The 26,887-nt window shown below is 64.0% G+C and carries 26 protein-coding genes; 10 read left to right on the top strand and 16 right to left on the bottom strand.

Going from position 1 to position 26,887, the window contains the following annotated elements; genetic code table 11:
• Positions 1–70: 70 nt before the first annotated feature.
• From JN280_RS20755 to JN280_RS20730, 6 genes are all read right to left on the bottom strand, one after another.
• On the bottom strand, positions 71–1,177 hold the full coding sequence (locus JN280_RS20755) for an ABC transporter ATP-binding protein (protein WP_202304784.1): 1,107 nt from the start codon (positions 1,175–1,177) through the stop codon (positions 71–73).
• The gene (locus JN280_RS20750) at positions 1,174–1,416 is read right to left on the bottom strand and encodes a hypothetical protein (RefSeq protein ID WP_202315340.1); all 243 of its coding nucleotides are present in this window, start codon (positions 1,414–1,416) and stop codon (positions 1,174–1,176) included. The genes JN280_RS20755 and JN280_RS20750 overlap by 4 nt, the downstream gene beginning before the upstream one ends.
• Positions 1,413–2,372, bottom strand: coding sequence for a carbohydrate ABC transporter permease (locus JN280_RS20745; RefSeq protein ID WP_202304782.1), 960 nt, complete (start codon positions 2,370–2,372; stop codon positions 1,413–1,415). Before JN280_RS20745 ends, JN280_RS20750 begins: the two co-directional genes overlap by 4 nt.
• Position 2,373: 1 nt before the next feature.
• Positions 2,374–3,279 carry a carbohydrate ABC transporter permease gene (locus JN280_RS20740; RefSeq protein WP_202304780.1) on the bottom strand — a complete coding sequence of 302 codons (906 nt, stop codon included), beginning with the start codon at positions 3,277–3,279 and terminating at the stop codon, positions 2,374–2,376.
• Between the two features lie 87 nt (positions 3,280–3,366).
• Entirely contained in the window at positions 3,367–4,677 is a 1,311-nt protein-coding gene (locus JN280_RS20735) for an ABC transporter substrate-binding protein (RefSeq protein ID WP_202304778.1), read from the bottom strand.
• Positions 4,678–5,073: 396 nt separating this feature from the next.
• A complete protein-coding gene (locus tag JN280_RS20730; RefSeq protein ID WP_202304771.1) occupies positions 5,074–5,724 on the bottom strand; it encodes a TetR/AcrR family transcriptional regulator in 651 nt (216 codons plus the stop codon).
• Between the two features lie 92 nt (positions 5,725–5,816).
• Here JN280_RS20730 and JN280_RS20725 point away from each other — a divergent pair, with 92 nt between their 5' ends.
• The 3 genes from JN280_RS20725 to JN280_RS20715 are packed head-to-tail and all read left to right on the top strand — an operon-like array spanning position 5,817 to position 8,308.
• The gene (locus tag JN280_RS20725) at positions 5,817–7,013 is read left to right on the top strand and encodes a Tm-1-like ATP-binding domain-containing protein (RefSeq protein WP_202304769.1); all 1,197 of its coding nucleotides are present in this window, start codon (positions 5,817–5,819) and stop codon (positions 7,011–7,013) included.
• A gap of 7 nt (positions 7,014–7,020) precedes the next feature.
• A complete protein-coding gene (locus JN280_RS20720) occupies positions 7,021–7,887 on the top strand; it encodes a phosphoenolpyruvate hydrolase family protein (RefSeq protein WP_202304766.1) in 867 nt (288 codons plus the stop codon).
• 4 nt (positions 7,888–7,891) lie between these two features.
• Positions 7,892–8,308, top strand: coding sequence for a cupin domain-containing protein (locus JN280_RS20715; protein ID WP_202304764.1), 417 nt, complete (start codon positions 7,892–7,894; stop codon positions 8,306–8,308).
• Positions 8,309–8,340: 32 nt separating this feature from the next.
• On the opposite strand, the gene hpaD is transcribed toward JN280_RS20715, so the two are convergent.
• From hpaD to JN280_RS20700, 3 genes are all read right to left on the bottom strand, one after another.
• Positions 8,341–9,321, bottom strand: coding sequence for a 3,4-dihydroxyphenylacetate 2,3-dioxygenase (gene hpaD / locus JN280_RS20710; protein WP_202304761.1), 981 nt, complete (start codon positions 9,319–9,321; stop codon positions 8,341–8,343).
• A 91-nt stretch (positions 9,322–9,412) separates the two neighbouring features.
• A complete protein-coding gene (gene hpaE, locus JN280_RS20705) occupies positions 9,413–10,930 on the bottom strand; it encodes a 5-carboxymethyl-2-hydroxymuconate semialdehyde dehydrogenase (RefSeq protein WP_202304753.1) in 1,518 nt (505 codons plus the stop codon).
• Between the two features lie 10 nt (positions 10,931–10,940).
• Complete coding sequence (locus JN280_RS20700; protein WP_202304751.1) at positions 10,941–11,327, bottom strand: 5-carboxymethyl-2-hydroxymuconate Delta-isomerase; 387 nt, start codon at positions 11,325–11,327, stop codon at positions 10,941–10,943.
• A 127-nt stretch (positions 11,328–11,454) separates the two neighbouring features.
• Between JN280_RS20700 and dapA the strand changes: the two genes are divergently transcribed.
• Genes dapA through JN280_RS20680 form a run of 4 tightly spaced genes read left to right on the top strand, consistent with a single transcriptional unit; the run spans position 11,455 to position 14,485 of the window.
• A complete protein-coding gene (dapA, locus tag JN280_RS20695) occupies positions 11,455–12,357 on the top strand; it encodes a 4-hydroxy-tetrahydrodipicolinate synthase (protein ID WP_202304749.1) in 903 nt (300 codons plus the stop codon).
• Positions 12,354–13,211 (top strand): fumarylacetoacetate hydrolase family protein, encoded by an 858-nt coding sequence (locus tag JN280_RS20690; protein ID WP_446720764.1) that lies wholly within the window; start codon positions 12,354–12,356, stop codon positions 13,209–13,211. Before dapA ends, JN280_RS20690 begins: the two co-directional genes overlap by 4 nt.
• Before the next feature lie 50 nt (positions 13,212–13,261).
• Positions 13,262–13,738, top strand: coding sequence for a homoprotocatechuate degradation operon regulator HpaR (hpaR, locus tag JN280_RS20685; RefSeq protein ID WP_202304746.1), 477 nt, complete (start codon positions 13,262–13,264; stop codon positions 13,736–13,738).
• Positions 13,739–13,783: 45 nt separating this feature from the next.
• Positions 13,784–14,485, top strand: a complete 702-nt coding sequence (locus tag JN280_RS20680) for a fumarylacetoacetate hydrolase family protein (protein ID WP_202304744.1) — start codon at positions 13,784–13,786, stop codon at positions 14,483–14,485.
• Positions 14,486–14,941: 456 nt separating this feature from the next.
• Here JN280_RS20680 and phaZ read toward each other — a convergent pair whose 3' ends face one another.
• The 4 genes from phaZ to JN280_RS20660 all read right to left on the bottom strand — a co-directional run bounded on the left by phaZ (position 14,942) and on the right by JN280_RS20660 (position 19,845).
• Entirely contained in the window at positions 14,942–15,733 is a 792-nt protein-coding gene (gene phaZ / locus JN280_RS20675) for a poly(3-hydroxyalkanoate) depolymerase (RefSeq protein ID WP_202304742.1), read from the bottom strand.
• Between the two features lie 169 nt (positions 15,734–15,902).
• Positions 15,903–17,612 carry an alpha/beta fold hydrolase gene (locus JN280_RS20670; RefSeq protein WP_202304735.1) on the bottom strand — a complete coding sequence of 570 codons (1,710 nt, stop codon included), beginning with the start codon at positions 17,610–17,612 and terminating at the stop codon, positions 15,903–15,905.
• A 42-nt stretch (positions 17,613–17,654) separates the two neighbouring features.
• Complete coding sequence (locus JN280_RS20665) at positions 17,655–18,137, bottom strand: MaoC family dehydratase (RefSeq protein ID WP_202304734.1); 483 nt, start codon at positions 18,135–18,137, stop codon at positions 17,655–17,657.
• Positions 18,138–18,156: 19 nt separating this feature from the next.
• Positions 18,157–19,845 (bottom strand): long-chain-fatty-acid--CoA ligase, encoded by a 1,689-nt coding sequence (locus JN280_RS20660; protein ID WP_202304731.1) that lies wholly within the window; start codon positions 19,843–19,845, stop codon positions 18,157–18,159.
• A gap of 272 nt (positions 19,846–20,117) precedes the next feature.
• On the opposite strand from JN280_RS20660, the gene JN280_RS20655 reads away from it, so the two are divergent.
• The 3 genes from JN280_RS20655 (at position 20,118) to JN280_RS20645 (ending at position 23,269) form a co-directional block, all read left to right on the top strand.
• Positions 20,118–21,551 (top strand): WS/DGAT/MGAT family O-acyltransferase, encoded by a 1,434-nt coding sequence (locus JN280_RS20655; protein WP_202304729.1) that lies wholly within the window; start codon positions 20,118–20,120, stop codon positions 21,549–21,551.
• A 117-nt stretch (positions 21,552–21,668) separates the two neighbouring features.
• Positions 21,669–22,445 carry an esterase/lipase family protein gene (locus tag JN280_RS20650; RefSeq protein WP_202304726.1) on the top strand — a complete coding sequence of 259 codons (777 nt, stop codon included), beginning with the start codon at positions 21,669–21,671 and terminating at the stop codon, positions 22,443–22,445.
• A gap of 83 nt (positions 22,446–22,528) precedes the next feature.
• Positions 22,529–23,269, top strand: coding sequence for an MBL fold metallo-hydrolase (locus JN280_RS20645; protein ID WP_202304725.1), 741 nt, complete (start codon positions 22,529–22,531; stop codon positions 23,267–23,269).
• On the opposite strand, the gene JN280_RS20640 is transcribed toward JN280_RS20645, so the two are convergent.
• The 3 genes from JN280_RS20640 to JN280_RS20630 form a co-directional block, all read right to left on the bottom strand.
• Entirely contained in the window at positions 23,266–24,438 is a 1,173-nt protein-coding gene (locus JN280_RS20640) for an alpha-hydroxy-acid oxidizing protein (RefSeq protein WP_202304718.1), read from the bottom strand. The two genes, JN280_RS20645 and JN280_RS20640, sit on opposite strands and share 4 nt — an antisense overlap.
• A gap of 50 nt (positions 24,439–24,488) precedes the next feature.
• Positions 24,489–24,920 (bottom strand): phasin family protein, encoded by a 432-nt coding sequence (locus JN280_RS20635; RefSeq protein WP_202304716.1) that lies wholly within the window; start codon positions 24,918–24,920, stop codon positions 24,489–24,491.
• 71 nt (positions 24,921–24,991) lie between these two features.
• On the bottom strand, positions 24,992–26,290 hold the full coding sequence (locus JN280_RS20630) for a DUF445 domain-containing protein (RefSeq protein ID WP_202304714.1): 1,299 nt from the start codon (positions 26,288–26,290) through the stop codon (positions 24,992–24,994).
• Positions 26,291–26,887: the final 597 nt, after the last annotated feature.

The raw sequence follows: 26,887 nt of genomic DNA, 5'->3' as shown, positions 1-26,887 counted from the left end.
GCAAGCGTTCCCTTCTCCCCCTGTGGGAGAAGGTGGCCTCGCGAAGCGAGGTCGGATGAGGGGTAAGCCGTCACAACCTCACCCCAAGTGAATTGCCGCTTTCCTTGTCGAAGAAATGCGCCTGTGAGGGATCGATGCGGGCGAAGACGCGGTCGCCCGCACGGGCGACGTAGCCGCTGCGCGTGCGCGCCCGCAGCATCTGGTCGCCCACCTTGAGGTCTACGATGTCGTAGGCCCCGAGCGGTTCGATGATGTGCGCCTCGACCGGCAGAAAGCCTTCTCGCGCCTCATGGTCGACCAGCACGCCTTCCGGCCGGATGCCGAGCGACACTCCGCCTGATGCGGCCTTGCCGTTGAGCTTGCCCAGGAGCTCGCGCGGAAACGCAAACCCTTCGGGCTCGCCGGCGACGATGACGCGCGCAGAGCCACCCGACTCCGAAACGGTCGCGTCGGCAACATTCATCACGGGACTGCCGACGAACCCCGCGACGAACAGATTGGCCGGGCGCGAATAGACTTCTTCCGGCGATCCGATCTGCTGCAGCACGCCTTCATGCATGATGACGATCCGGTCGGCGAGCGCCATGGCCTCGATCTGGTCGTGGGTGACGTAGATCGTGGTCGAGCCCTGCTTCAGGTGCAGGCGTTTGATTTCGGTGCGCATCTCCTCGCGCAGCTTGGCGTCGAGGGCTCCGATCGGCTCGTCCATGAGCATCGCCTTCGGCCGGCGGACCAGCGCGCGGCCGATCGCCACCCGCTGCATGTCGCCGCCCGACAGCGCCGACGGCTTCCGGTCGAGCAGGTTCGTGATGCGCAGCACCTTGGCGATCTCGCGCACTTCCTTGTCGACCTCCGCACGGTTCATGCGCGTCGCGCGCAGCGGGAAGGCGATGTTCTCGTAGACGGTCATGTGCGGATAGAGCGAGAAGGACTGGAACACCATTGCGATGTCCCGGTCCGAGCATTTGAGATGCTGCACCGCCTGGCCGTCGATGAGGATGTCGCCCTCATCGATCGTCTCAAGCCCCGCGATGGCGCGCAGCGTCGTCGTCTTGCCGCAACCCGACTGGCCGAGCAGCACAATGAACTCGTTGTCCTCGATCTTGAGGTCGAGGTTCTTGATGACCTGGACGGCGCCGAAGTATTTCTGGACGCCGCGAAGCTCGATCTGGGTCATGAGTTGCCCCCATGCCGGCGGCCCTCATGGTGGTCGGAGACGTCGAAGACGCCGTCGATGCTTTCCTTGTCGCTCTGCGGTTTGCCGAACCAGCCGGTGAACAGAAAGGTCAGAAGTCCGATCAGGATTATGGTCACTCCGTAGCGGTGGAGGAAGAGGTTCCAGGGCTGGCAGAGCGCGACGATGCCGAGCACCATCACGATCTCCGCGATACGCTGAAGCTTGGCGCTGCTGATCATTTGCGGATCGCTCCGAAGGACATGCCGCGCAGCAGGTGGTTGCGAAGCAGGAAAGTGAAGATCGCGACCGGCAGCAGGAAGAGGAACGTACCGGCGGCGATCACCGTCCAGTCCGGCAGGCCCGAGCCGACCTGGCTGGGGATGAAGGGCGGCGCGGTCTGGGCGCGGCGGTTGGTCATGATCAGCGCGAAGGCGTATTCGTTCCACGCGGTGATGAAGCAGAAGACGGCGGTGGCCGCGATGCCGGTTGCGGCTTCGGGAATGACGATCTTGAAGAATGCCTCCATGCGCGTGTAGCCGTCCACGAGTGCTGCTTCCTCATACTCCTTCGGGATCTCGTCGATGAAGCCCTTCATCAGCCAGACCGAGAAGGAGAGGTTGAACGCCGTATAGAGGATGATCAGGCCCCAATGCGTGTCGTTGAGGCCAACGGCGCGATACATCAAGAACATCGGGATCGCCACCACAACGGGCGGCAGCATGCGCGTCGACAATATGAAGAAAAGCAGATCCGCCTCGCCCTTCACCCGGAAGCGGGAGAAACCGTAGGCGGTGATCGTGCCCATGGACACGGCGAGAACGGTCGAGGTGATGGCGATGATTAGCGAGTTCATGAAGCGGCTCGGATAGGCCGACCACTGAACATTGCCTTTGCCGTCGCGCACGACCTTCTCGCCGCCGTCGAACACCATGCGTTCCCACCACGGCGCCGCTGCGTATTCCTCGGGCGTCGGCGGCGCGCGCAGTTGCGAGCGCTTGGTGAAGAGTTTTACGAAGGGCGACACTTCCGGCGTGAAGACGATCGTCGGCGGAATGGTTGTCGACAGGTTGCGCGGTTTGAACGACGTCGACACGATCCAGTAGATCGGCGCGAGAAAGATCAGCGTGATAACGACGACCGCGACGACGGCGACACGGTTCAGCGCCCTTTCGCCGGATGTCTTGACGGCGGCCATCTCAGCGTTCCTTCACCTTGTTGAGGTACTTCACGTAGATGTTGGTGATCGCCAGGATCATGATCAGCACGATGTAGGCAAGCGCGCAGGAGCGCCCCGTCTGCCATTCCTGGAAGGCCATCTTGTAGAGCCGGATCGAGATCACCTCCGTGGTCGGCTGGCTGGTCAGGATGTAGGCGAGGTCAAAGGTCTTGAACGCCTCCATGGTGCGAAAGATGATCGCGATCATCAGGATCGGCGCGACCAGCGGCAGCGTGATGCGGAAGAAGGTGTAGAAAGTGCCGGCGCGGTCGATTGCCGCGGCCTCGTAGAGGTGCTTCGGCACGGCCGAGAGCCCCGCGAGGGACAGGAGCATCACAAAGGGCGACCACATCCATATGTCGGTGATGGCCACCGCATAGAGCGCCATGTCGGGGTTGGACAGCCACTCGAACGTGCCAAGCCCCAGTACGTGGTTGATTATGCCGAAGGACGGGTCGTAGAGCAGCTTCCAGAACAGGCCGACCACGGCCATGGAGAGCATCATCGGCAAGAGAAGCAGCGTGGTGATCAGACCCTTGAAGGGGATGTCGCGGTTGAGGAGCAGCGCCACGCCGAAGCCGACGATCACCTGGCCGACGACCGAGACGATGACGTATTTCGCAGTGATGGCGAAGTTCGACCAGATGAAGGGGTCGTTGAGCAGCTCGCGATAGTTCTGCAACCCGACGAAATTCGCGGCCGCCGGAGACGAGGCGCGGAAGTCGGTGAAGGAATAGCCGAGCGAATACATCAGCGGGAAGATGTTGAAGACGATCAGGAAGAGGATCGTCGGGATGATGAAGAGATTGCGGATCGTGATGTCGCTCAAGCCGCGGGAGGCGGCGCGCGATTTCGGATCCAGCGTTGCTATGACTGCGGTGGCCAAGGCCGGTTCCTTTCCCGTACTCTGATTCTCGACCGCTGAAAAAAGATCGGAGGGGACGGGCGCGCCCCCTCCGATCTCAGACCGCGCCTACTGCATGCGGTTGTACTTCTTGAAAGTGGCGTTCCAGTCGGCGGCGAGCGCGTCGAGCGTTTCCTTCGCCGTGCCCTGGTTGCCGGTGACGTACGGATAGACCCGCTGGTTCATCTGGATCAGCAGCTCCGCATATTCCGGCGTCGCCCAGAAGTCCTTCACCTTGAACATGGTGTCGTAGAAGGCCTTGTTGTACGGCGTCGCGTTCTGGAACTCGGCGCTCTCGAGCACCGCCTTGTTGCAGGTGTAGCCGCCGAGCTCGGCCCACTTCTTCTGCGTCTCGTCCTTGACGAACCATTCGAGGAACTTGAAGGCCTCTTCCTGGTTCTCCGAATAGCTCACGATCGAGATGCCCTGTCCGCCAAGCGCGGCAAACTGGTCGCCGTTCGGCCCGGCCGGATTGGCGAAGAAGCCGGTGTTCTTGGCGTTCGGGTTCGACGCCTCGTTCACCAGCGCCGGGAAGAACGCGAAGTAGTTCATGCTCATCGCGGCCAGGTTTTCGGTGATCGCCTGGTTGTCCTCGATGAAGAAGCTCTTGGCCCAGCCCGGAGGCGTGAAGCCGTAGAGTTCCTTGTAGAGCTCGAGCGCCTTGACGTTCTGCTCGGAGTTGATGATGCCGTCGACCTTGTAGGTCGCGTAATCGCCAAGCTCGCCACCATAGGAGAAGATGGCGTTCTCGACGCCCATCACCAGCGCATCATAGGAGTTGTCGGTGTAGATGGCGATGCCGTAGCGTTTTTCGTCCGGACGGTGGAAGAACTCGGCGATGTCACGCAATTGCTTGAAATCCTTCGGCGGAGCGAGGTCGTAGCCATATTTGGCCTTGAACGCCTCCATCTCCTTCGGATCTTCGAACCAGTCCTTGCGATAGGACCAGCCGACGGCGTCGCCCTCGGCAGGCACGGACCAGTATTTGCCGGAGGCGGCCGGATATTCGGCATAATATTTGACGGTGGCGGGCGCCATCGTCTCGGTCAGCTTGTGCTCGGCGAAGAACTGGCTGAGGTCGACATAGTGGCCGGCCTCCGAGGCGGCGCCGATCCATTGCGAGTCGCCGACGACCATATCGTAGGCACTGCCCCTGGCGTTGAATTCGGTGAAGGCCTTCGTCTGGAAGTCCGACCACGGCGTGGTCTCGACCGTGACCTTGACCCCGGTCTCCTTCTCATACTCGTTGGCGAGTTCCTGCAGGTAGTTGGCGGGATCCCATTCCGCCCAGAAGATGGTGAGTTCCTGCGCGAACGCGGACGTTCCGCAGGCAAGCGTGAACCCGATACCGGCAAGCATGCCGGTTATTGACCTGTGCATGATGACTTCCTCCCGTTTGCGCTTACCCTTCCTCGTCGTCCGCGCCCCGCGAGCAGGTCGCGGCGATTGCCTGCATGAGCAGACCTTCAACCATCCGGACGCCGGTCTCCTCCCCTGCGCTCCCCGAACGGTCCAGCCCTGAACAGGCGCCAGCGCACCCGCTTGGACTGCATTCTTTCCGTCTCAATCTGGTATTACCAATTGCCGATATCGGTCAAGCTGTTTTCTTGCCACTCCCGGTCACAACACGATCCACGCCCTATGGACAACCCGTTCATTTGCGTAGTCTCGCATTTGCGAGATTGTGTAATCGTTTGCAGGCAAAGAACAGCTTTTGGGGTCACGCCGCCCAGTCCGCAGAATTGGTCCTACCAGTTTGGACGCCATAGCCTGGCCTTACGAGCGATCTTCGGGCCAGGCCGCCTGCGCAGCGACGGCGCGGACGAGCGCCGTCGCTGCCCATTCGGTTATTGACCGCGTTTCCTCGACATCAACGCCCCAGATATCCTTCAGCACCACCAACGCCTCGATGCCGAACAGCAGCGACAAAGCCTTGGCGAGCCGGTCGAAAGCCGCCTCGGGCACCTGCCCGCGCAGCGGCGCGATGGCGTCGCGCAGCAGATCGATACGGTGGCCGCGCGTGAAGGGCGGCTCCGGTCCGAACGTTCCGGCCTGCCGGGCGGCCCATTGATCGAGCGAGAGCTTCAGCGCGGCCCGGAAGGTCGCCTCGAAGGCATCTATGCGCGGCATGGCGCTGCCGAACAGGTCGCGTGTCCGCTTCTCGGCGTCGAACGAATCCGAGCGCCATTCGAGTATGGGGCCGAGGGCCTCATCGACGACCGCATGGACCAGCGCGGCCTGGGTGGGAAAATAGCGATAGGCCGTCGCGCGCGACACTTGCGCGGCCTCCGCCACCTCGGTGACGGAGGGGATGGCCCCACCCTGCATCAACCGCGTCGCCGTCTCCAGCATCAACCGCCGCGTCCTGGCGCGCGGCCCACGCTCGACGGCATCGGCGAGACCCTGTTCTTGACGTGAGACATCCATGTCAATACGATACTATCGTCTCATTTCGATTGCAACATCTGCGCACCGGCATTCGAGACGCGAACGTGGACGGGCAGGAGGGCGGGGACCTCATGAAGCGCATCTATGTCGTCGGCACGGCCGACACGAAGGGCGAGGAACTGGCCTTCCTGTCGGATGCCATCGTCGCGGCGGGCGGCCATGTCATGCGCGTGGACGTCGGCACCCGGCCACCGGCAACCGATGTCGACATCCCCGCATCGGAAGTCGCCGCCTGCCATCCGGACGGCGCCGACGCTGCGCTTGGTGCGGATGATCGCGGCGACGCCGTCGCGGCGATGACCATCGCATTCTCACGCTTCATCTCGGCGCGGGAGGATATCGCAGGCGTGATCGGCATCGGCGGCGGCGGCGGCACGTCGATCATCACCGCCGGCATGCGCGGCCTGCCGCTCGGCCTGCCGAAGGTGATGGTCTCGACGCTCGCTTCCGGCAACGTCGCGCCCTTCGTCGACGTTTCCGACATCGTCATGGTGCCTTCGGTGACCGACATGGCCGGCCTCAACCGCCTCTCGCGCATCATCCTGCACAACGCGGCGCAGATGATTTCGGGCATGGCCCTGCGCCCTGCCCCGCGTGCCGAAGGCAAGCCGGCATTGGGCCTCACCATGTTCGGCGTGACGACGCCCTGCGTCACGGCGATCGTCGCGACGCTGCGCGAACGTTATGACTGCCTGGTCTTCCATGCCACCGGCACGGGCGGACGCGCCATGGAGAAACTTGCCGACAGCGGTCTGCTTCAGGGGATCATCGACATCACGACCACCGAAGTCTGCGACCTCTTGCTGGGCGGTGTGCTGCCGGCGACCGAGGACCGCTTCGGTGCCGTCGCCCACCGTCGGCTTCCTTATGTCGGCTCCGTCGGCGCCCTCGACATGGTGAATTTCTGGGCGCGCTCGACCGTACCGGAACGCTACCGCGACAGGCTCTTCCACCAGCACAATCCGAACGTGACCCTCATGCGCACGACCGCTGAGGAATGCCGTGTCATCGGCGCCTGGATCGGGCGGAAGCTGAACGCCTGCGACGGACCGGTGCGCTTCCTTCTCCCGGAGAAGGGCGTGTCGGCCCTCGATATCGAAGGCGGAGCCTTCTTCGATCCCGATGCGGACGCCGCCCTCTTCGCCGCGATCGAGGAAACGGTCGTCCACACCGGCGACCGCCGCGTCCTTCGCTTGCCGCTCCACATCAACGATCCCGCCTTCGCGGCCGCCGCCGCAGAGGCCTTCCGCGCCATTTCAGGAGAATGAGACCCCGATGCCGGCAATCCCACGCAAGAAGATCCTCGAGAAGTTTCGCAAGATGATCGCCGACGGCGTGCCGATCGTCGGGGGCGGCGCCGGCACCGGCCTTTCCGCCAAGGCCGAGGAGGCAGGAGGCATCGACCTCATCATCATCTACAATTCCGGCCGCTACCGTATGGCGGGTCGCGGCTCGGCGGCGGGCCTGCTCGCCTACGGCAACGCCAACGAGATCGTGAAGGAGATGGCGGTCGAAGTGCTGCCGGTGGTGAAGAAGACGCCGGTCCTGGCAGGCGTCAACGGCACCGATCCTTTCGTGCTGATGCCGCGCTTCCTCGCCGAATTGAAGGACATGGGCTTCTCCGGCGTCCAGAACTTCCCGACCATCGGCCTTTTCGACGGGACCATGCGGGTGAGTTTCGAGGAGACCGGCATGGGCTTCGGCCTCGAGGTCGACATGATCGCGGCAGCCCACGATCTGGACCTCTTGACCACGCCCTATGTCTTCAATCCCGACGAAGCCAGGGCGATGACCAAGGCCGGCGCGGACATCGTCGTGGCGCATATGGGCGTCACGACCGGCGGCTCGATCGGCGCCACCAGCGCCAAATCGCTCGACGATTGCGTGAAGGAGATCGACGCGATCGCCGAGGCCGCGCGTTCGATCCGCAAGGACGTGATCATGCTGTGCCACGGCGGTCCGATCTCGATGCCCGACGACGCGCGCTACATCCTCGAGCGGTCGGAAGGCTTGCACGGTTTCTACGGCGCCTCCAGCATGGAGCGCCTGCCGGCCGAAGCCGCGATCGCCAGACAGACCGCGGATTTCAAGGCAATCGCGCTTGGCGGCGCCGACGCCAAGCCGAAAAGCAAGAAGGGATGAGACGATGAGCGACGCAGACAGGATGTTCCGCTACCCGAAGGAGGTGGACACCTTCGCCTTCGATTGGGGCCGGCTGGCGCTGACGGTCGCGCCCGAAGTCAACGGGGCCGAACGCTTTTCCGGCGGCGTGGTCGATCTCGCCGTAGGCCAGGGCCATTCGCGCCACAACCATCCCGGCGCGGAAGAGATCATCTTCGTGATCTCGGGGACCGGCGAGCAGATGGTCGAGGACGAAGCCGGGAACCCGGTGGTCAGAAAAGTCGGGCCGGGCTGCACGATCTATGTGCCAGAGAGCCGCTACCACTCCACCCTCAACACCGGCGACGGGCCGATGCAGCTATTCGTCGTCTATTCTCCGGCCGGGCCGGAACTGGCCCTGCGCGAGCTTCCCGACTTCCGGCTGGTGCCACCGGCGGGCTGAAGCAGGCTTCCACCGAATGGACGGGCGGCGCCCTACGGCGCCACGATGGGCTGCGCCTTGAGTTGCGGCTCCTCGACGGCGACACCGGCGAACAGGCTGCCCTCCTCGAACCAGCTTCGCGGCGCCGGCGCCCCCCACAGCGTCTGGCGCTGCGGGTCCTTCAGGTCCCACTTGATCGGTTCGTGGTCGGGATCGACGGTGAGATAGTCCGAACAATAGATCTCGATGCGGTGGCCGTCGGGATCGCGCACATAAAGGAAAAAGGCGTTCGAGATGCCGTGCCGGCCCGGCCCGCGCTCGATATTTGCGAGATAGCCCGTCGTCGACATCAGGTCGAGCAGGTCGATGATGTTGAGCGGCGTCGGCACCCAGAAGGCGACATGGTGGAGCCGGGGGCCGCGGCCGTTGGTGAAGGCCATGTCGTGCACGCCGCCCTTGCGGTGCATCCAGGCCGCCCACAGCTTCTTCGTTTCCTCGTCCTCGGTATATTCCGTCACCCGGAAGCCGATCTCGTTGTAGAAGGCGACGGAGGCATCGACGCTGGTCGAATAGCAGTTGAAATGGTCTATCCTGAGCGGCTTGACGCCGCGATAGAGCCTGTATTGCTGGTGGATCGTCGGCAGCCGCTCCATTGTCGCGTAGAATTCCAGCGGAATCCCGTGCGGATCCCGTGTCCTCAGCGTACGGTCCTGCCAGGGTCGCTCTATCCATTCGGCCGGCAGGCCCTTACCTTCGAAGAAGGCCTTCGCCCGATCGAGGTCCTCCTCGGAGAACACCTTGAAGCCGAGCACATCGGCAACGGGCTCGATGCCGCGCTTCAATACGATGCAGTGATGATTGCGCTCTTCCATCGCCCGCAGCGTGACGATGTCGCCGTCCTCATGCGTCACCTGCAGACCGAGCGTATCGGCATAGAACGCCTTGCTCGCCGCAAGGTCGGTGACGGCATATTCCACATGCGACAGTCGCACGATGTTGAACGGCGGATAGAGATTGCATTTCGGCAGCGGCATCGACGTCCTCCCAGTCCGATCCATGTCCCTCGGGGACACTAACGGCTCAGCGTTCCTCGCCCTTGATCCGGATCAAGCCGATCCAGCCCCGTCATCCGCCCAGCCTGGCGATGGCGTGCGGAGCCGTGGCGAAGGCGATGTTCTTGGTTTCCATATAGAAGTCGAAGGACCAGTCGCCGCCGTCCCGGCCGATACCGGAGTTCTTCACGCCGCCGAACGGTGTCGGAAGGTGGCGGACATTCTCCGAATTCACCCAGATCATGCCGGCCTCGAGCTGTTCGGTGAAGCGAAGGGCGCGGGTGACATCGGATGTCCAGAGATAGCCGGTCAGGCCATAGTCGACGTCGTTGGCCAGCGCCAGCGCCTCGGCCTCGTCCTCGAACGGAATGGCGGTGAGCACCGGTCCGAAGATCTCCTCCTGCGTGATGCGCATCGAATTCGTGGCATTGGTGAAAAGCGTCGGCTTCACGTAACAGCCGCCGCCCGGGCCTTGCGCTTTCTCGCCGCCGGTGGCGATCGTGGCGCCTTCCTGCCGGGCGAGGTCGAAATAGGACAGCACTTTCTTTTCGTGCACGGGATGGATCAGCGGGCCGATCGTGGTCTCCGGATCGAGCGGATGGCCGATCCTGATGCGCGCCGCCTTCTCCGCGACTTTCCTGGTGAAGGCCTCGTAGATGTCGGCTTCGACCAGCAGCCGCGACGAGGAGGTGCAACGCTCGCCGTTCAGCGAATAGATCATGAAGACGGCGGCGTCGGCGGCGCGTTCGAGATCGGCATCTGCGAACACGATGACCGGGTTCTTGCCGCCGAGCTCGAAATGCACGCGTTTCAGCGTGTCGGCGCCCTGCTTCATGATCAGCGAGCCGGTGCGGCTTTCGCCGACGAAACCGATCGCCTTGATGTCAGGGTGCTCCGTCAGCGCCTTGCCCGCGTCCTCGCCGAGCCCGTTGACGAGGTTCCACACACCCTTCGGCAGACCGGCCTCTTCCGCGATCTCGGCAAGCAGGCTGGCCGTCAGCGGCGAAAATTCCGCCGGCTTGTGGACGACGGTGCATCCGGCGGCCAGCGCCGGCGCGATCTTCCAGGTCGACAGCATGAAGGGCGTGTTCCACGGGGTGATGATGCCGACCGGACCGATCGGCACGCGCGTGGTGATGTTGAGCTGGTTCGGGGCCCTGAGCGCCTTGCCGTCGCGGGCTTCCGGCGCGCGATCGGCGAAGAAACGGAAATTCTCCGCGCCGCGCAGCGCGGCCTTCGCCATGAATTTCAACGCCTGGCCGGTGTCCATGCATTCGACGAAGGCGATCTCCTCTGCCCGTGCCTCGATCGCGTCGGCGAGTCTGTGCAGCAGTCTCTTGCGAGCCTCGCCCGGCATCGCCGCCCAGGCCGGAAACGCCGCCTTGGCGGCCTTGGCCGCGCGGTCGATATCGGCCGCCTTGCCATGGGCCACACTGGCAAGCGGCTGGAGGTCGATCGGCGAGATGGTCTCGAAGGTCGTGCCGTCCGCCGCGGGCACGGCTTCGCCGCCGATGCGGTTGAGCACGCCCTCGGCGCGGAACCGCGCCAGCCAGGCCTTGGCCTTGCCGAGGTTTTCGTCGAGCGTTGACATGGTCTTCCCCCTATTTGCCGCGCAGACGCGGATGGATGGCGTTCTTTTTCCAGCTGAAATCCGGATCGATCTCGCGGATCTCGAAGGACAGCGCGAAATGCGGCGTCTCGAAGAGCGGCGCAAGGAAACTCTCGACGGCAGCGAAGACCGCATCGCCCAGCTTCTTTTTCACCTCGATCGCCCGGCCTGCGGCGAGCCGGAGCGACAGGTCGACGAAGCCGTTTTCCGGCAGCCTGTCGGCGATGGCATAGGCCTCGCAGCGCAGTGCGCGAACACGGATCGCGCCGAGCTCGAACACGTCAGCATCGATTGCCGCATCGAGGATCGCATCGCACAGACCCTTGATATCGACCTTGCCGTCGAGATTGGCCGAGTATTCGACGATGAAATGCGGCATGGGCTCCTCCCCGCGGCTTCGCGACATCGCTCGTTTTCGACGTTGCAACCATGTTATTAACGTGTTAACTAGATCGATGTCAAGCAGCTGTGCATGACATGGAGATCGAGGGAAGCGGAGGAGAGCCATGCTGAAACTGGACAAGGACTTTCTCAAAGGCTCGATCCCGCCATTGGTGACGCCGTTCCGGAACGGCGCGGTCGACTACGACGCCTATGCCGGCCTGGTCGAGTTCCAGCGCCGCGAGGGCTCGCACGGCATCCTCGTCAACGGCACCACGTCGGAGCCGTCGTCGCTGACCGTCGAGGAGCGCAATCGCATCGTCGACGTCGCCGTGGAAGCCGCCGCCGGCAAGACCACGGTCGTGGTTGCCACCGGTTCTCAGAGCTATGCGGAGACCGCGGCTCTAACCAGGCATGCGGCCGGCAAGAAGGGCGTCGATGCGCTGCTGATCGTGACGCCTTATTATTCCCGCCCGCCGCAGCGCGGTCTCGTCGAATACTACCGGCAGCTCAACGCCCTGCACGACAAGCCGTGGATGATCTACCATATTCCGGGGCGCGCGGCGGTGGACGTGAAGGTGGAGACGGCGAAGGAGATCGACAACACCTGTCCGACCTTTGTCGGCATGAAGCATGCATCGCTCGATCTCGCCTATGTGTCGGACCTGTTCGAGGAGATCGACGAGGATCTGCGCGTCTTCGTCGGGCTGGAGGAGCTGTCGTTTCCCATGATGGCGGTCGGCGCCTGCGGGCTGATGAATGCGGTCGGCAATCTGCGTCCGAAACCGCTCGCCGAGATGTGCGAGGCGGTTTGGGCCGGCGACCTGTTCAAGGCGCGCGACCTTCACCGCAAGCTCTTCGAGATCAACAAGGCGGTGTTCTACGACATCAATCCGATACCGATGAAATATATGATGAAGCGGCTGGGCATCATGCCTGAGAACGAGCACCGGCTGCCGCTGGTGCCGGCGACACCGGAGCTCGAAAAGCGGCTCGACGGCGTACTTGCCAGGACGGGACTTGTCTGATGCGGTTGCTGACCTTTCTTGCTTATGGAATGGCCAAGGCGGGTGCGGTGAAGGACGGCGGCATCGTCGACCTTTCCCGGCATTTCGAGGGGCGAAGCGTCAGGCAGATCATCGAGGACGGGCTGCTCGACGATGTCCGCGCCATTGTCGCCACTGCCGCGCCCGACGTGCCGCTTGAAGGGCAGGCCCTCGACCTGCCGATCGCCGATCCCGGCAAGATCTTCTGCGTCGGCGTCAACTACGTGAACCGCAACGAGGAATACAAGGACGGATCGGAAGCGCCGAAATACCCATCACTCTTCATGCGCACTCCGCTTTCCTTCGTGCCGCATGGCGAGGCCATGGTCATCCCTCGCGAATCCGAGCAGCTCGACTATGAGGGCGAGATCGTGCTCGTCATCGGCAAGCCCGGTCGTCGCATTGCCCGGGCCGAAGCGATTGCTCATGTCGCCGGCCTCACCATCATGAACGAAGGATCGGTCCGCGACTGGATCCGGCACGGCAAGTTCAACGTCACCCAGGGCAAGAATTTCGACCGGTCCGGCGGGCTGGGCCCCTGGATCGAAACCGACCTGTCCGGCATCGACGTCTGCGACATGCGGATCGAGACCCGGGTGAACGGCGAGCTCCGCCAGAGCGACACGACTGCGTCCATGGCCTTCTCATTCGCGCGCATCGTCGAATATGTCTCGACCTTCACCACGCTCATGCCGGGAGACCTGATCGCCACCGGCACGCCGACGGGTGCCGGCGCCCGCTTCGACCCGCCGAAATGGCTGAGGCAGGGCGACGTCGTCGAAGTGGAGGTCGAAGGCGTCGGCACGCTGCGCAACACTGTGGCGGCCGAGGCCTGAACCGCACGAACGCCTTGCAGCGCATCGCAATACGGTGAAAGGTGCGCGCCATGGATTCTCGACAGAAGCAGACCCGCCAAGCGCTTCCTGAGGACACGCTGCTGCCGCGCGACACGCGCCGCTCGCTGCCGATCGCGTTGCTGCGCGCGCGCGAGGCGGTGATGGGCCGCTTCCGGCCGATGCTCGCCGCCCATGACGTGACCGAGCAGCAATGGCGCGTGATCCGCGTGCTCGGCGAAACCAGCCCGCTCGACGCGACCGAGGTGGCCGACCGCGCCTGCGTGCTGGCGCCGAGCCTCACCCGCATCATCAAGGCGCTGGAGGATCGCGCGCTGATCACCCGGGAGCGCGATGCCAGCGACGGCCGGCGCGCCTTGCTGGCGATCGCGCCCGCCGGGGTGGCCCTGCTGCGCGAAGTGACGCCGGAGAGCCGCGCCATCTATGCCGATCTCGAGGCCCGCTACGGCGCCAAGCAGATCGAGCGCCTGCTCGACATGCTGGACGAACTGGCCAATATCGCGCCGTAGCCCGCCTGCTCCCCCAAACCGGCAACCGAAATTCAGGACCTTCGAATGACCGAATTTGTCGTCGCTCCGCCCCCTGTTCCTTCCGTAGCGGTTTCGGGATCGGCGGAACGCTTTCCCGTGCGGCGCATCTTCTGCGTCGGCAGGAACTATGCCGCCCACGCCCGCGAGATGGGCAACGACCCCGATCGCGAGCCGCCTTTCTTCTTCGCCAAGCCTGCCGATGCCGTGGTCGACAGCGGTGTCGAGATTCCATATCCGCCGCTGACGGAAAATCTGCATCACGAGATCGAGCTTGTCGTGGCGATCGGCAGGGGCGGCTTCCGAATCTCCCGCGCGTCCGCCTTCGACCATGTCTGGGGTTATGCCGTCGGCATTGACCTCACCCGTCGCGACTTGCAGGACGAAGCCAAGGCGCTGAGGCGTCCATGGGACTGGTCGAAAGGCTTCGATCGTTCCGCGCCATGCGGCCCCCTCACCCGCGCCGCGCAGTGGCGCACGCCGGACAAGGGACGGATCTGGCTGGCGGTCGACGGCGAGACCAGGCAGGATGCCGACCTCGCCGAGCTTATCTGGCCGGTCGAAGACATCGTCGCGATCTGCAGCGAAGGCATGGAGCTTCAGCCAGGCGACCTGATCTTCACCGGCACCCCCGCCGGCGTCGGCGCGATCAAGCCCGGCCAGCGCGCGACCGGCGGTATCGACGGGCTGGAAGGGATAGACATCCGGGTCGGCAGCACACCTTCGTGAGCGTGGTCCGCCAAGTCAGCTACGAGATGGCAACCTTCCGACCCATCATTCTTGTGCGCGAAGCGGGAACCGGCAGCGGTTGGCCCGCCCCGTCCTCCAATCCGCCTGCCGGCACCTTCTTCTCGCGGCTCGGGATACGCCACGTCACGGGAGTACCCCTCATCCGACCTCGCTTCGCGAGGCCACCTTCTCCCACAAGGGGAGAAGGGAACGCAGTTGTGTTCGTCAAGTTCAGCAAAACGGGCCATGGTGGCGCCCTGCAGTGGCGCCTCGGCCAACCGTCAACGTCGGTGATTTGCAGAGCCGTCGAAGCAAGGCCCCAGCCTTCTCCCCTTGTGGGAGAAGGTGGCCTCGCCCGCAGGGCGAGGTCGGATGAGGGGTATTCCGTAGCCGCAAGCGAGAAAAAACCCATCGCAAGGCCCCGGCCCGGGCGCTCACACAGCCAGCCCCGAAGGGTTACTCCCTCAGAAATGCCTCGATCATCTCCGCCGACTGCTTCGGCTTGGTGACGAGGAACAGATGCCCGTCGTCGAGCAGTTCGAGGCGTGAATTCGGGATCATGCCGTGCAGCATCCTGGCATTGATGACCGGCACCAGAGGGTCGTCGGTGCCAGCCAGGATGAGCGTCGGCTGCCGCAGCAGCCACAGGAACGGCAGGCTGGTCCAGCCGCTCATGGCAAAGAGCTGCAGCATATAGCCATATTGGGTGGCGCCTTTCATGGCGGCGGCGTGCCGCGCGATCAGCGTCGGGTCCTTGCGGAAGTCGCCGCCATAGATCTCTGCCGCGATCGAGCGCATATAGCCGGGATCGGTGTAACGGCGCGGGCTCGCCATCTTCATCAGCACCTTCGGCGCGCCGGGTACCATGGTGACGCCGGGCGCGGTCGCGGCCAGGATGAGCTTCCGGCACACGCCAGGATATTGATAGGCGAATTGCTGGGCGAGCCCGCCACCCCAGGAGACACCCGACACGTCGACCTGCTCGTAGCCGAGGATCTCCACCAGTCGCTTGGCCATGCGCGCGAGTGTCGATGGCCGGTACGGCAAGGCCGGCTTGGGCGAGCCGCCGACCCCGGGCACGTCGAAGATGATGCCCGATGTATCGTCGAGGGCGTTCATGAACGGTTCGGCGAGTTCCAGATTGGCGCCGATGCCGTTGAACATCAGAAGCGGCGGGCGATCCGCCGTGCCCTGCCGGATGCCGGTGCGCAGCAATTGCCCATCGACGTCGAAGACCTTGATCTCCATCGGAGCGCTCTCGGCCCTCCTTCGCTTTGCGGATGCTCTCATCTGTCCCCTGCCCCTTTTTGTGCTATTTGTGCCGCCCCTCATCCGCCTGCCCGTCCTCCGCAGCTGCAGCGCAGCTGCTGCGGAGGACGGGCAGGCGGATGAGGGGCAGCGCAAAGATTGAGTCAGCTCACGCCTCGAAGATATACGTCCCGGGCGCAGCACCGAGCGGCTTGTGCTTCTTGCTGCCTGGAGTCTTGGGCGCCCCGATCTCGTCGCCCGATCTAGCCTTCAGGAATTCGGCCCAGTCCAGCCACCAGCTCCCCTCATGCTTGGTGGCCCCCGCCGCCCAGGCATCCGCATCCTTCTCCTTGGTGACGCCCTTGACGTACCAGGCCTTCGGATTGCCGGGCGGATTGAGCAGGCTCTGCAGATGTCCGGAATTCGACAGGATGAAAGTGGTCTTGTCGCCATAGATACGAGCCGTCTGGTAGACGGCCTTCCACGGCGTGATGTGGTCGGTCGTGCCGCCGATGACATAGGTCTCGTGCTTGACCTTGCGCATGTCGATCGGGACGCCGTTGATCGACAGCTTGCCGGGGTTCATGAACGGGTTGGTGAAGATCAGGTCGAGGAAATCGCCGTGCAGCCGCGCCGGCAGGCGCGTGGTGTCGGCGTTCCAGAACAGCACGTCGAAGGCCGGCGGCTGGTTGCCGAGCAGATAGTTGTTCACCCAGTAGTTCCAGATCAGGTCGTTCGGGCGCATCCAGGCGAACATCTTGGCCATGTCCTGCCCGTCGAGGATGCCGCGCGCCTTGGACATCTGCTTGGCCGCCATGACACTTTCGGGCGTGACCAGCGCGGCGAAGTCGTTGTCGGTGGCGGCCATAGTGTCGAGTACGCAGACCGCCAGGATGACCGCATTGACCTTCTTGAGATCCTGCGCGGCAAGCCAGGCGACATAGGTCGACAGCGTGATGCCACCCGAGCAGGAGCCCATGATGTTGACCGTGTCGGAACCGGTGATCTCGCGCGCCGCGTCGCAGGCCTCGTCGAGTGCCGCAATATAGGTGTCCAACCCCCAGTCGCGTTGCTCCGGCGTCGGATTGCGCCAGGACACGCAATAGGGCTGCAGGCCATTCGCGAGCAGGAACTTGATCATGCTCTTGTCGGGCGAGAGATCGACCGAATAATATTTGTTGATCTGCGGCGGCACCACCAGCAGCGGCCGCTGATAGACCTTCTCCGTCGTCGCCGTATAGTGGACGAGTTCCAGCACCTCGTTGCGGAACACCACCGTGCCCGGCGTGTTGGCGAGGTTCTCGCCGACCTTGAATTTGGAGACGTCCACGGACGAGGGCAGGCCGCCGTTCTTCGTCATGTCGTCGAGGAAGTTCCTGAGGCCGTTGAGCGCGCTCTTGCCGCCGCTGTCGACGAAGGCCTTCACTGCCGTCGGATTGAGAAGTGGGTTGTTGGACGGCGCCATGGTGTCGACGAAGATCGATGTCATGAGGCGGGCGCGCGCCGCATCCTTCTCAGGCAGATCCGTCTTCTCGACGAGGTCGGTGACGGCCTTGCCCCAGGCGACATAGGACTGCATCAGCGCCTTGTGGATGCCGCTCGTCTTCCAGGCGGGATCGGCGAAGCGGCGGTCCTTCGGATCCGCGGCGATGTCGGACTGCCCGCCGACGATCTTGCCGAACTCGGTTGCGAAGGACATCCATTGCTGGGCGACGAGTTGCGGATGGCTGGCGAGCGCCTTCATCACCGTTCCCGCCGCCGCCACCAGATCCTGGCTGCGCACGCCGATCAGCGGATTGAGCGCCAGCGTGTTCTCCGCGGAATTCTCCGCGATGTCATCGGCGATGGTCCGCCCTTCGTTCTTCGGCGCCTTGGCCATTGCAGTCCTCCCTTTCCTGCCGCCGTCCGCTCCAAGACCCGATCAGGACTTTGGCGGAGGCGCGGCGACGAGCATGGCCAGCGTCTCGGCGATCAGCGCCGGCTTTTCCTCGCCCTCGATCTCGACGACGTTGTTGGCTTTCATCAGGAACTGCCCGGGTCCCTTCTCGTCGAAGGAAACCAGCGTCGAACGCATGCGCACCCGCGCGCCGGCCTTGACAGGGGTGAGGAACCGGACCTTGTCGAGCCCGTAGTTGAAGGCGGCCGCCGTGCCCTCCGGCAGCGCGCCGATCTCGTAACTCATCGCGGCGACGAGCGAGAGGGTGAGATAGCCATGCGCGACAGGCGCTCGAAACGGGCTTTCGCGCTTCGCGCGCTCCACGTCGATGTGGATCCACTGCTTGTCGCGTGTCGTCTCGGCGAACTGGTTGATCATCTCCTGGTCGACCGTGATCCAGGAGGAGACGCCAAGTTCCTTGCCGATCATCGTCGGCATGGTCGCGAAAGTCAGTGGCGTGTCGGTCATATGCGATCCTCGTGACGGGTCAGGCGGACTTCTTCATGACCTCGTCGCGCAACTCGCGGCGAAGAATCTTGCCGACATTGGTGCGCGGAAGGTCGGTGCGGAACTCGATATGCTTCGGCTTCTTGTAGCCCGTGAGGTTCTTGGCGCAATACTCCTGCAGCACCTCCTTGGTGAGCGTCGGGTCCCGCTTCACCACGAACACCATCACGGCCTCGCCCGAATTCTTGTCGGGCACGCCAACCACGGCACATTCCTGCACGCCGGGATGGCTGGCAACCACGTCCTCGATCTCGTTCGGGTATACGTTGAAGCCCGACACCAGGATCATGTCCTTCTTGCGGTCCACGATCTTGACGTAACCACGGTCGTCCATGATGCCGACGTCGCCGGATTTGAAGAAACCGTCCGGGGTCATCACCTTGGCCGTCTCGTCGGGGCGTTGCCAGTAGCCGGCCATCACCTGAGGACCCTTGATCGAAATCTCGCCGGGCGCGCCATGCGGCACATCGTTGCCGTCGTCGTCGAGCAGGCGGATCTCCACATTGGGCAGCGGCAGTCCGATCGTGCCGGTGAAAGCGTCGTTATCGGTCGGGTTGCAGGCGATGCCCGCCGACGTCTCGGAGAGGCCATAACCTTCGACGATCGGGCAGCCCGTCACTTCCAGCCACTTCCGGGCCACGGCCTCCTGAACGGCCATGGCCCCGCCATTGGCGATCCGCAATTGCGAGAAATCGAGCCTGGCGAAATCCGGATTGCTGGCCAGCGCATTGAACAGCGTGTTGACGCCGGGGATCAGGTGGAAGCGGTACTTGGCCATTTCCTTGACCATGCCGGGGATATCGCGCGGATTGGGAATCAGAATGTTGACCCCGCCGGCGCGCATGGCCAGTAGCCCGCAGCTGATGAAGGCGAAAACGTGATAGAGCGGCAGCGCGCAGATGAAGGTGAGCTGGCCGGAGGTCGGCTTTCGCTTGATGCCCGGCTGCATCCACGCCTCGGAAGCGAGCAGGTTGGCGATGATGGTGCGGTGAAGCAGCGTGGCGCCCTTGGCGACACCGGTGGTTCCGCCGGTATACTGCAGCACGGCGACGTCGTCCGGCTGGAGATCGGGCGCGTCGAGCGGCTTGTGACGGCCCGTCGCCAGCGCCGCCTTGAGGCTGACCGACCCCGGCAGCGACCAGGCCGGCACGGCCTTCTTCACCCTGCGCACGACGAAGTTGGTGACGGTCCCCTTCGCGAAGCCCAAGAGGTCGCCGACGCTGGAGACGACGACGTGCTTGATCGAGGTGTTGCGGATGACCTGCTGAAGGGTCGCCGCGAAATTCTCCAGGATGATGATCGCCAGCGCGCCGGAATCCCTGAGCTGGTGCTCCAGCTCCCGCGGCGTGTAGAGCGGATTGACGTTGACGGCGATGAAGCCCGCCCTCAGCACAGCCGCGATGGCCACCGGATATTGCAGCAGGTTCGGCATCATCAACGCAACGCGGTCGCCCTTCTTGAGGCCGAGCCCTTGCAGATAGGCCGCAAGATCGCGTGACATCAGGTCGATATCACCATAGGTGACCGACTTGTCCATGCAGATATAGGCCTTGTCGTCCTTGAAGCGCGCGAAGCTCTCTTCGAACAGTGCAGCGACGGACGGATAGTAGTCGAAATTGACCTCGGCCGGAACACCGGCCGGGTAGTGCTTGAGCCACAAGCGCTCCATGGCTTCCCCTCCCGAGGAATGTTTTTGCTCAATCTAGACGCGACCACAGCGGTTGAAAAGCAGCAACCGGCCATTGAACGTCCTGATCGTATTCCCCGGATGCTTACCCAGCGGAAAGCCATGCCAAGTCATCGCTCCGCTTGCCTTTGCAACGAATCCGGCAAATGATCACATGTGGAGCTCTTCGTGGCCGTTCGACTTCATCGTCGGCAATTGCGGCGCGTATTTCGCAAGACGGCGCTGACCGGGAACCGAGGAGCGGGAGGAACCCGATGAAACAGCTGACGGGCATCGACGCTTCGTTTCTCTATATGGAAACGCCCGAGATGCCGATGCATGTGGCGGGCCTCCACATCTATGAACCGCCGGCGGAACTGCCGGGTTCGTTCTTCCATCATTTCCGGGATTTCTTCCTGTCGCGCATGCATCTGGCGCCGGTCTTCGAGAAGAAGCTGGCCCGAACCGTGCTCGAACTCGACCATCCCGGCTGGGTCGACGCCGGCGAGATGGACCTCGACTATCACATCAAGCGCGCGACGCTGCCGGCCCCGGGCAGCTTCGCCCAACTCGAGCAGATGGTCGGCGAACTGCATGCCGTGCCGCTGGACCGCAGCCGTCCTCTCTGGCAGATCACAGTGATCGATGGGCTCGGCGACGGCAACGTCGCCGTCTATTCGAAGATGCACCATGCGGCGATCGACGGCGGCGCCGGCATGGCGATCGCGGCCGCCCTGTTCGACATGTCGCCCGAGCCGCGCAAGGTGAAACCGCCCGAGCCGAAGAAGCCCACGAGAAAGCCGACGATAGAGGAACGCGCCATCCTCGGCATCAACGATGCCGTGCAGAACGTCATGCGCCAGCAACTGAAGGCGATGGAGGCGATCCCCCAGATGCTCGGCACGGTCACAGACATGCTCCTGCCGAAGAAGAGTGAAAGCGGGGGCGGGCTGCCCGGCATTCCCGACGTGCTAGCCCCGAAGACCCCGTTCAACGTGACGATCACCAGCCAGCGCTCCTTCGCGGCGCGCGAAATGTCGCTGACCGACGCCAAATTCGTGGCCAAGGCGACGGGCGCCAAGATCAACGACGTGGTGATGGCGATCTGCGCCGGCGCGCTTCGACCCTATCTTTCGGAACGGAAAGCGCTGCCGAAGCGGCCGCTCGTCGCCTTCGTGCCGATCTCGCTGCGGAAGCCGGGCGATGCCGAAGCCAGCAACCAGGTCTTCGGCATGCTATGCCCGATCGCCACGGAGATCGCCGATCCGCTGGAACGACTGCAGGCGATCCGCCGCACCGCTGGCGATTCCAAGGCGCTGGCCGGCACGGTTAAGGACGTCTCGCCCAAGGACTATACGCTGCTCGGGGCGCCGATCCTGCTGCCCGGTCTCGCCCAGCTCTATGGCCGCATCGGCCTTGCCGACGTCATGCCGTCGACCACCAATCTGACCATCTCCAACGTGGCCGGGCCACCCTTTCCCCTCTATTGCGCCGGCGCCAGGATCCTTGCGCTCTATCCCGTCTCGATCCCCGTGCACGGGATAGCGCTCAACATCACGGTGCAGAGCTACCTCGACAAGCTCGATTTCGGCATCACCGCCGACAAGCGGGCGGTTCCCGACGCCGCGAAGCTCGCGGATCTGCTCGTCGCAGCGCTCGCCGAGCTGAAGTCGGCCGTCGAGACCATGCCGAAACCCGTGCAGAACTGAGCCGACGATGACATCGCGACATCTGCCCGAACCACGAACGAAGCCCCATATGTGACGCGTGAACGGAACCCGCCGGCCGTCCATCCAGGGCGACCGCACGACCCGACAGGAGCTGGAATGACAGCGCATGCGCATCCCCTGAAACCGCCGTCGCGGCTGCTGTTCGCGCTGGAGTTGCGGACATTGCCCGAACTCGGCAGCTTTGTCGCGTCGTTGCCGCTGCTCACGGCCATGACGCCCGGCGGTGACGGTCACCCCGTGCTGGTCCTGCCCGGGCTCGTCACGAGCGACCGTTCGACGGTGCCGCTGCGCGGTTTCCTCAAGTCCAAGGGCTATGCCGCACATGGTTGGAACCTCGGCCGCAACTACGGTCCCCTGCCCGGCATCGAACGCAGGATGGTAGACCGCGTGAAGGAACTCGCCGACGTCAGTGGCGGCAAGGTGAGCATCGTCGGCTGGAGCCTCGGCGGCATCTATGCGCGGCAGCTGGCGAAGATGATGCCGGAACTGGTGCGCGGCGTGATCACGCTGGGCAGCCCGTTCAACGGCGATCCGCGCGCCACCAATGCGTGGCGGCTCTATGAGTTCACCTCCGGCCACAAGGTCGACGACCGCGAGCGTCACATGGGCGGCGCCATCTCGGAATCGCCGCCGGTACCGAGCACCGCGATCTACAGCCGCACCGACGGCATCTGCGCCTGGCAGAGTTGCCTGGAGAACGAGCTGCCGCATACCGAGAGCATCGAGGTGGAGGCGAGCCATTGCGGTCTCGGCCATCACCCGGCGGCAGTCTTTGCCATCTGCGACCGGCTGGCGCAGAAGGACGGTGAATGGAAGCCTTTCGATCGGAGCGGCTGGCGCAGCCTGTTCTTCCCGGATCCGAAACGGAAATAGATTCGCCGGGATCGAACTCCTGACGGAAAGGTGTCAGGAGCAGGACTATAGGATCGCGCCGACCCGTTCTTGGGGAGGCCGCCGTGACCATTGCCATCGACGAGATCGCACCTGACGTCTACCGGATCGCCAGCTTCGAGCCGCGATTCGGCTTCACCTTCAACCAGTATCTCATGCGCGACGAAGAGCCCCTGCTCTATCACACGGGTTTTCGGCGGGCCTTCCCGGACACGCGTGACGCCGTCGCCCGACTGATCGATCCTGCAACCATACGCTGGATCGGTTATTCGCATTTCGAGCCCGACGAATGCGGCGCCCTCAACGAATGGCTGGCGCTCGCCCCGCAGGCGACGCCGGTCACCGGCACGGTCGGTGCGTCGGTTGTGCTCGAGGACTATGCCGACCGGCCGGCAAGGTCCCTGAAGGACGACGAGATCCTGCTTACCGGGCGGCATGCATTCCGTTTCCTGTCGACCCCGCATCTCCCCCATGGATGGGATGCCAGCCTGCTTTTCGACGAGACCGACCGAACGCTGTTCTGTTCCGACCTGTTCCTCCATGGCGGCGAGGTGTCGGCCTTGACCGAGAGCGACATCGTCGGGCCGGCGCGCGCGATGATGGTGGCCTCCCTCGCCGGGCCTTTCGCGCATGGCCTCGTGTGGGCGCCGCATACGCAGAAGCTGTTCGCGCGCCTGGCCGGGCTGGAGCCCCAGACCTTGGCGCTCATGCACGGCTCTGCCTTCCGCGGGAACGGCGCCGCAGCGCTGGTCGACCTCGGCACAGCGATCCGCGAGCTTTTCGGTGGCGGTGGTACCGACACTTAACGCGACAAGTTCTCCTTGCCCAGTTCGCTCGCCTTGATCAGCCCCAGCAGCGCCAGCGTTATGTCGAACTCGCCGATGATGTTGCGGATGACCTCGCGCACGCCGGTCTCGCCCGCGATCGCGAGCAGCACCGGCAGGCCTTCCGCCGCTGCGGCGATATCGGGCAGCGCGTCGAGTGTCGCGATCTCGCCGTCGACCTGACGCCCGCCATGGTTCGACACCACGATACCGTCGACGCCATGCTCCCGCGCGAGCCTTGCGTCGTCGGCATGGCACAGGCCCTTGAGCAGGATCGGCAGGCTGGTCATGTCGCGCAACCTGGCGATATCGGTCCAGTTGAGATCGGGTCGCGAATAGGTCGCGGTGAAATGCGCGACCGCCGCGCGCATCTGGCTTATCGTCAGGCCGAATTCCTTGCCCTTGCGGCGCAGGCTGAGCGCGGCCCCTATGACACCCAGGCCGCGCGGCCGGATGCCGGTGTCGGGTGGAGATGCCGGGATTTTCGAAAGGAATACCGGATCGCTGAGATACTGGCCGATCCCCAGCCCCCGCAGGAACGGCAGATAGGCCATGTCGAGATCGCGCGGCCGCCAGCCGAGCAGCGTCGTGTCGAGCGTCACCACGATCGCCTCGCAACCGGCCTTCTCGGCCCGGGCCACGATCGAGCGGACGAAATCGTCGTCGCTCGACCAATAGAGCTGGAACCAGCGCGGCGCAGCGGCCATCGCCGCCGCGGTCTTCTCCAGCGGCACCGACGCCTGGTTGGAGAAGACATAGCCGATGCCTTCGGCGGCCGCGGCCCGCGCGACGGCGAGATCAGCCTCGGGATGTACCATCTCCAGCACGCCGACCGGCGCGAGCAGGATGGGCGCGCGGTGACGGCGGCCGAACAGGGTGACGGAGATGTCGCGGGTTGCCACGTCGCGCAGCACGCGCGGTACGAGCGCATGGCGCTCGAAGGCTGCGCGGTTCGCCCGCATCGTGACTTCGCAGCCGCCGCCGCCGATTATATAGGCGGCGGCCTGCGGGGACATGGCCTGGCGGGCGTTCGCCTCAAGCGCGTCCGGTGCGACCGGCACCGACGGGCGTGCGCCACCGACGCCGGTGACATAAATCTCCATTTGCCGCAGGCGGCCGGGCGCGACCGCCGGCTTCTCATTGGCTGTCATGTCTGCCCCTCCCCAGACGATGCCGTGCCTCTCTCGAAGCAATGCCGGGGCTACTTCCGCTTCTCGTAGCTGTCGCGGATCTCTTCCATGGACTCCTGGATGCGCTTGCGCAGGATCTCGATGGATTCGGTGCCGGATTTCTTGACGATCTCGGCGACTTCGCCGGCATTCTTCACGGCGGCTTCGAAGGATTTCCGGGCGAAATCCGCCTGCTTGGCCATCATCTCCTGCGGATTGCCGGGGATACGATAGCTCTGCGCCATGTCGGTGACCTCGCGCAGTGTGTCTTGCAGCATCTCCCGCTGCTTGGCCATCAGCGAGCTGGCGCCGGATGCCGTGGCGGAAGCCGATTTCTGCAGCGCTTCGAGGTTCTTGCGGTGATGCTCAAGCACCCGCTCGATGTCCATGCTGGGAAGCTTCAGGTCCTGGCCGAGCTTCGCGAACATGTCGATGAAGGACTCCGATTCCGGTTTATTCGCCATGCCTTCCTCCTTGGCGCCGGCACTATCCGCATGCCGGTCATTCCTCAAAGATAGAAGATTGGCGGGGCCGGTCAATTCGCGACGACGAGAAGTTCCGCAGCATAGAGCAGAAGCCCGGCCAGCCCGCCGATGATCATGCCGTTGAAACGGATATATTGCAGGTCCTTGCCGATATTCATCTCGATCAGCCGGGTGAGCTGGGCCAGGTCCCATCGCTTCACCTGATCCGCGATGAAGGTCGAGACGCCGCTCTTCTGTGTCTCGATGAAGGAGGAAAGCGCCACGACGAAACCGCGGTTCATATCGGCCCTGATTTGCGGGTCGGTCGCCAGATGCCGGCCGACTTCAACGAACATGTCGGCGAGATGGTCGCGGATGCGCGACTGTTCCGATGAGGCATCCTGCTCGATGAACTGCCGCAGGCTGCCCCACATCTCCTGGGCGAGGTCGGCGAGTTCGGGCCTCGCCAGGAAGTCGCGCTTCAGCCGCTCGGCGCGCCTGGCATACTCCTTCGAATGGCGCAACCGGTCGATGAACTTCATGACGAAGCGGTCGAACTCCTCGCGCATCGGATGGTTCTTGTCCTTCCTCACCTCCTCCAGCAGCGTGCCGGCCGATGCGACGATCTTCTTCAGGAGATAGGCGTCCGCTCGGAACAGGTTGAACAGGGTCGGCAGTTCCTCGCGGATCTTGTCGCGCATGGCGGCCAGCGCCTGCTCGTCCGAAAGGAGGCGGCCGACGACCTTGGTCAGTTCGTCGAACAGCTTCTGGTGCCGGCGCTCGTCGGTGAAGGCCGAGAGCAACTCGGCCGCCAGCGGCGCGACCTTGATCTTCTCGACCTGCTCGAGCACCCGCTCTCCGACGAAACCCCGCAGGCCCGACTCCTCGATCGACGCCAGCATCTGCGGCACCAGTCGGGCAACGAAGCGCGACAGCCCTGCTGCCCGCGAACGATCGGACAACCAATCCGCCACCAGGGCGGCGAAGTCGACCTCGTTGAGTTTTTCGCGCACGGGGCCGGGCGACAGGAAGTTGGTCTCGATGAAATGGCCGAGATTGTCGGCAATGCGGTTCTGGTTTTCCGGAATGATCGCTGTGTGCGGGATCGGCAGCCCGAGCGGACGCTTGAACAGCGCAACCACCGCATACCAGTCCGCCAGGCCACCGATGGACGCTGCTTCGGCGAAGGCCGCGACGAAACCGAGCAGCGGATAACGATGCTGGAAGGACTTGGCGATCAGGAAGATCGTGACGCATAGCACCAAAGCGGCGGTGGCTATGAATTTCGTACGGCGCAGCGCCGCCAGCTTCTCGGCCTCCGGTACGAACATTGCCCCGGTGAGTTTCGGTGATGGATTGGCTTTCGGCATAAGCTGTCCAGTCCTGAAGCCTCATTGAGGGGAGATGGCGACCACCCGCCGCGTTCCCATAGCGCATGTGCGCCTCCGGCCGCCCTGTTTTCAAGCCGACCGCCTCCGGCACGGCCCTCTGCTTATCGCAATGTCGTGATTGCTTCTCTCCCTGTCGTTTCACGGCTCAGCCGAAATTCGTGCTATGGCTATGCGCATGTGGAAACCTGTCCTGATCTTGATTGTCATTCTCGCCGGATGCCAGTCGGTTGGCGGAAGCGGGGCCGATCGCGCCGACGGGGCGCAGGCGGGGTCGTATGACAGGCTCGCGGCCGCCGGACGAGGCGATCCATATCTGGCCTGGCAACGGGGGATTGGTGGCCGTTAAGGCGGCACCTACCCAGAAGCGGACGCTCACGGATCTTATCCAGCGCCTTTGTGAAGGCCAGTTCCGATTTTCGGGCTGTTGCCGACTTGATTCAGCGCGCCCCGTGCCGGACCGTCTATCGCGGCCACGGCCACGCACAAAGCCTGCCCTCTGCCCGCTCCGGAGTAGGCCAACCACTCCTTCAATGCAGAAATAGCCGCTTTTTATCAATCGCTTGCAGGTCATATTGC

It is taken from the genome of Mesorhizobium sp. L-8-10, assembly GCF_016756635.1.
Classification (GTDB): Bacteria; Pseudomonadota; Alphaproteobacteria; order Rhizobiales; family Rhizobiaceae.
Note: the sequence above shows the minus strand (reverse complement) of the source record. Positions and strands in the feature narration are given on the sequence as shown.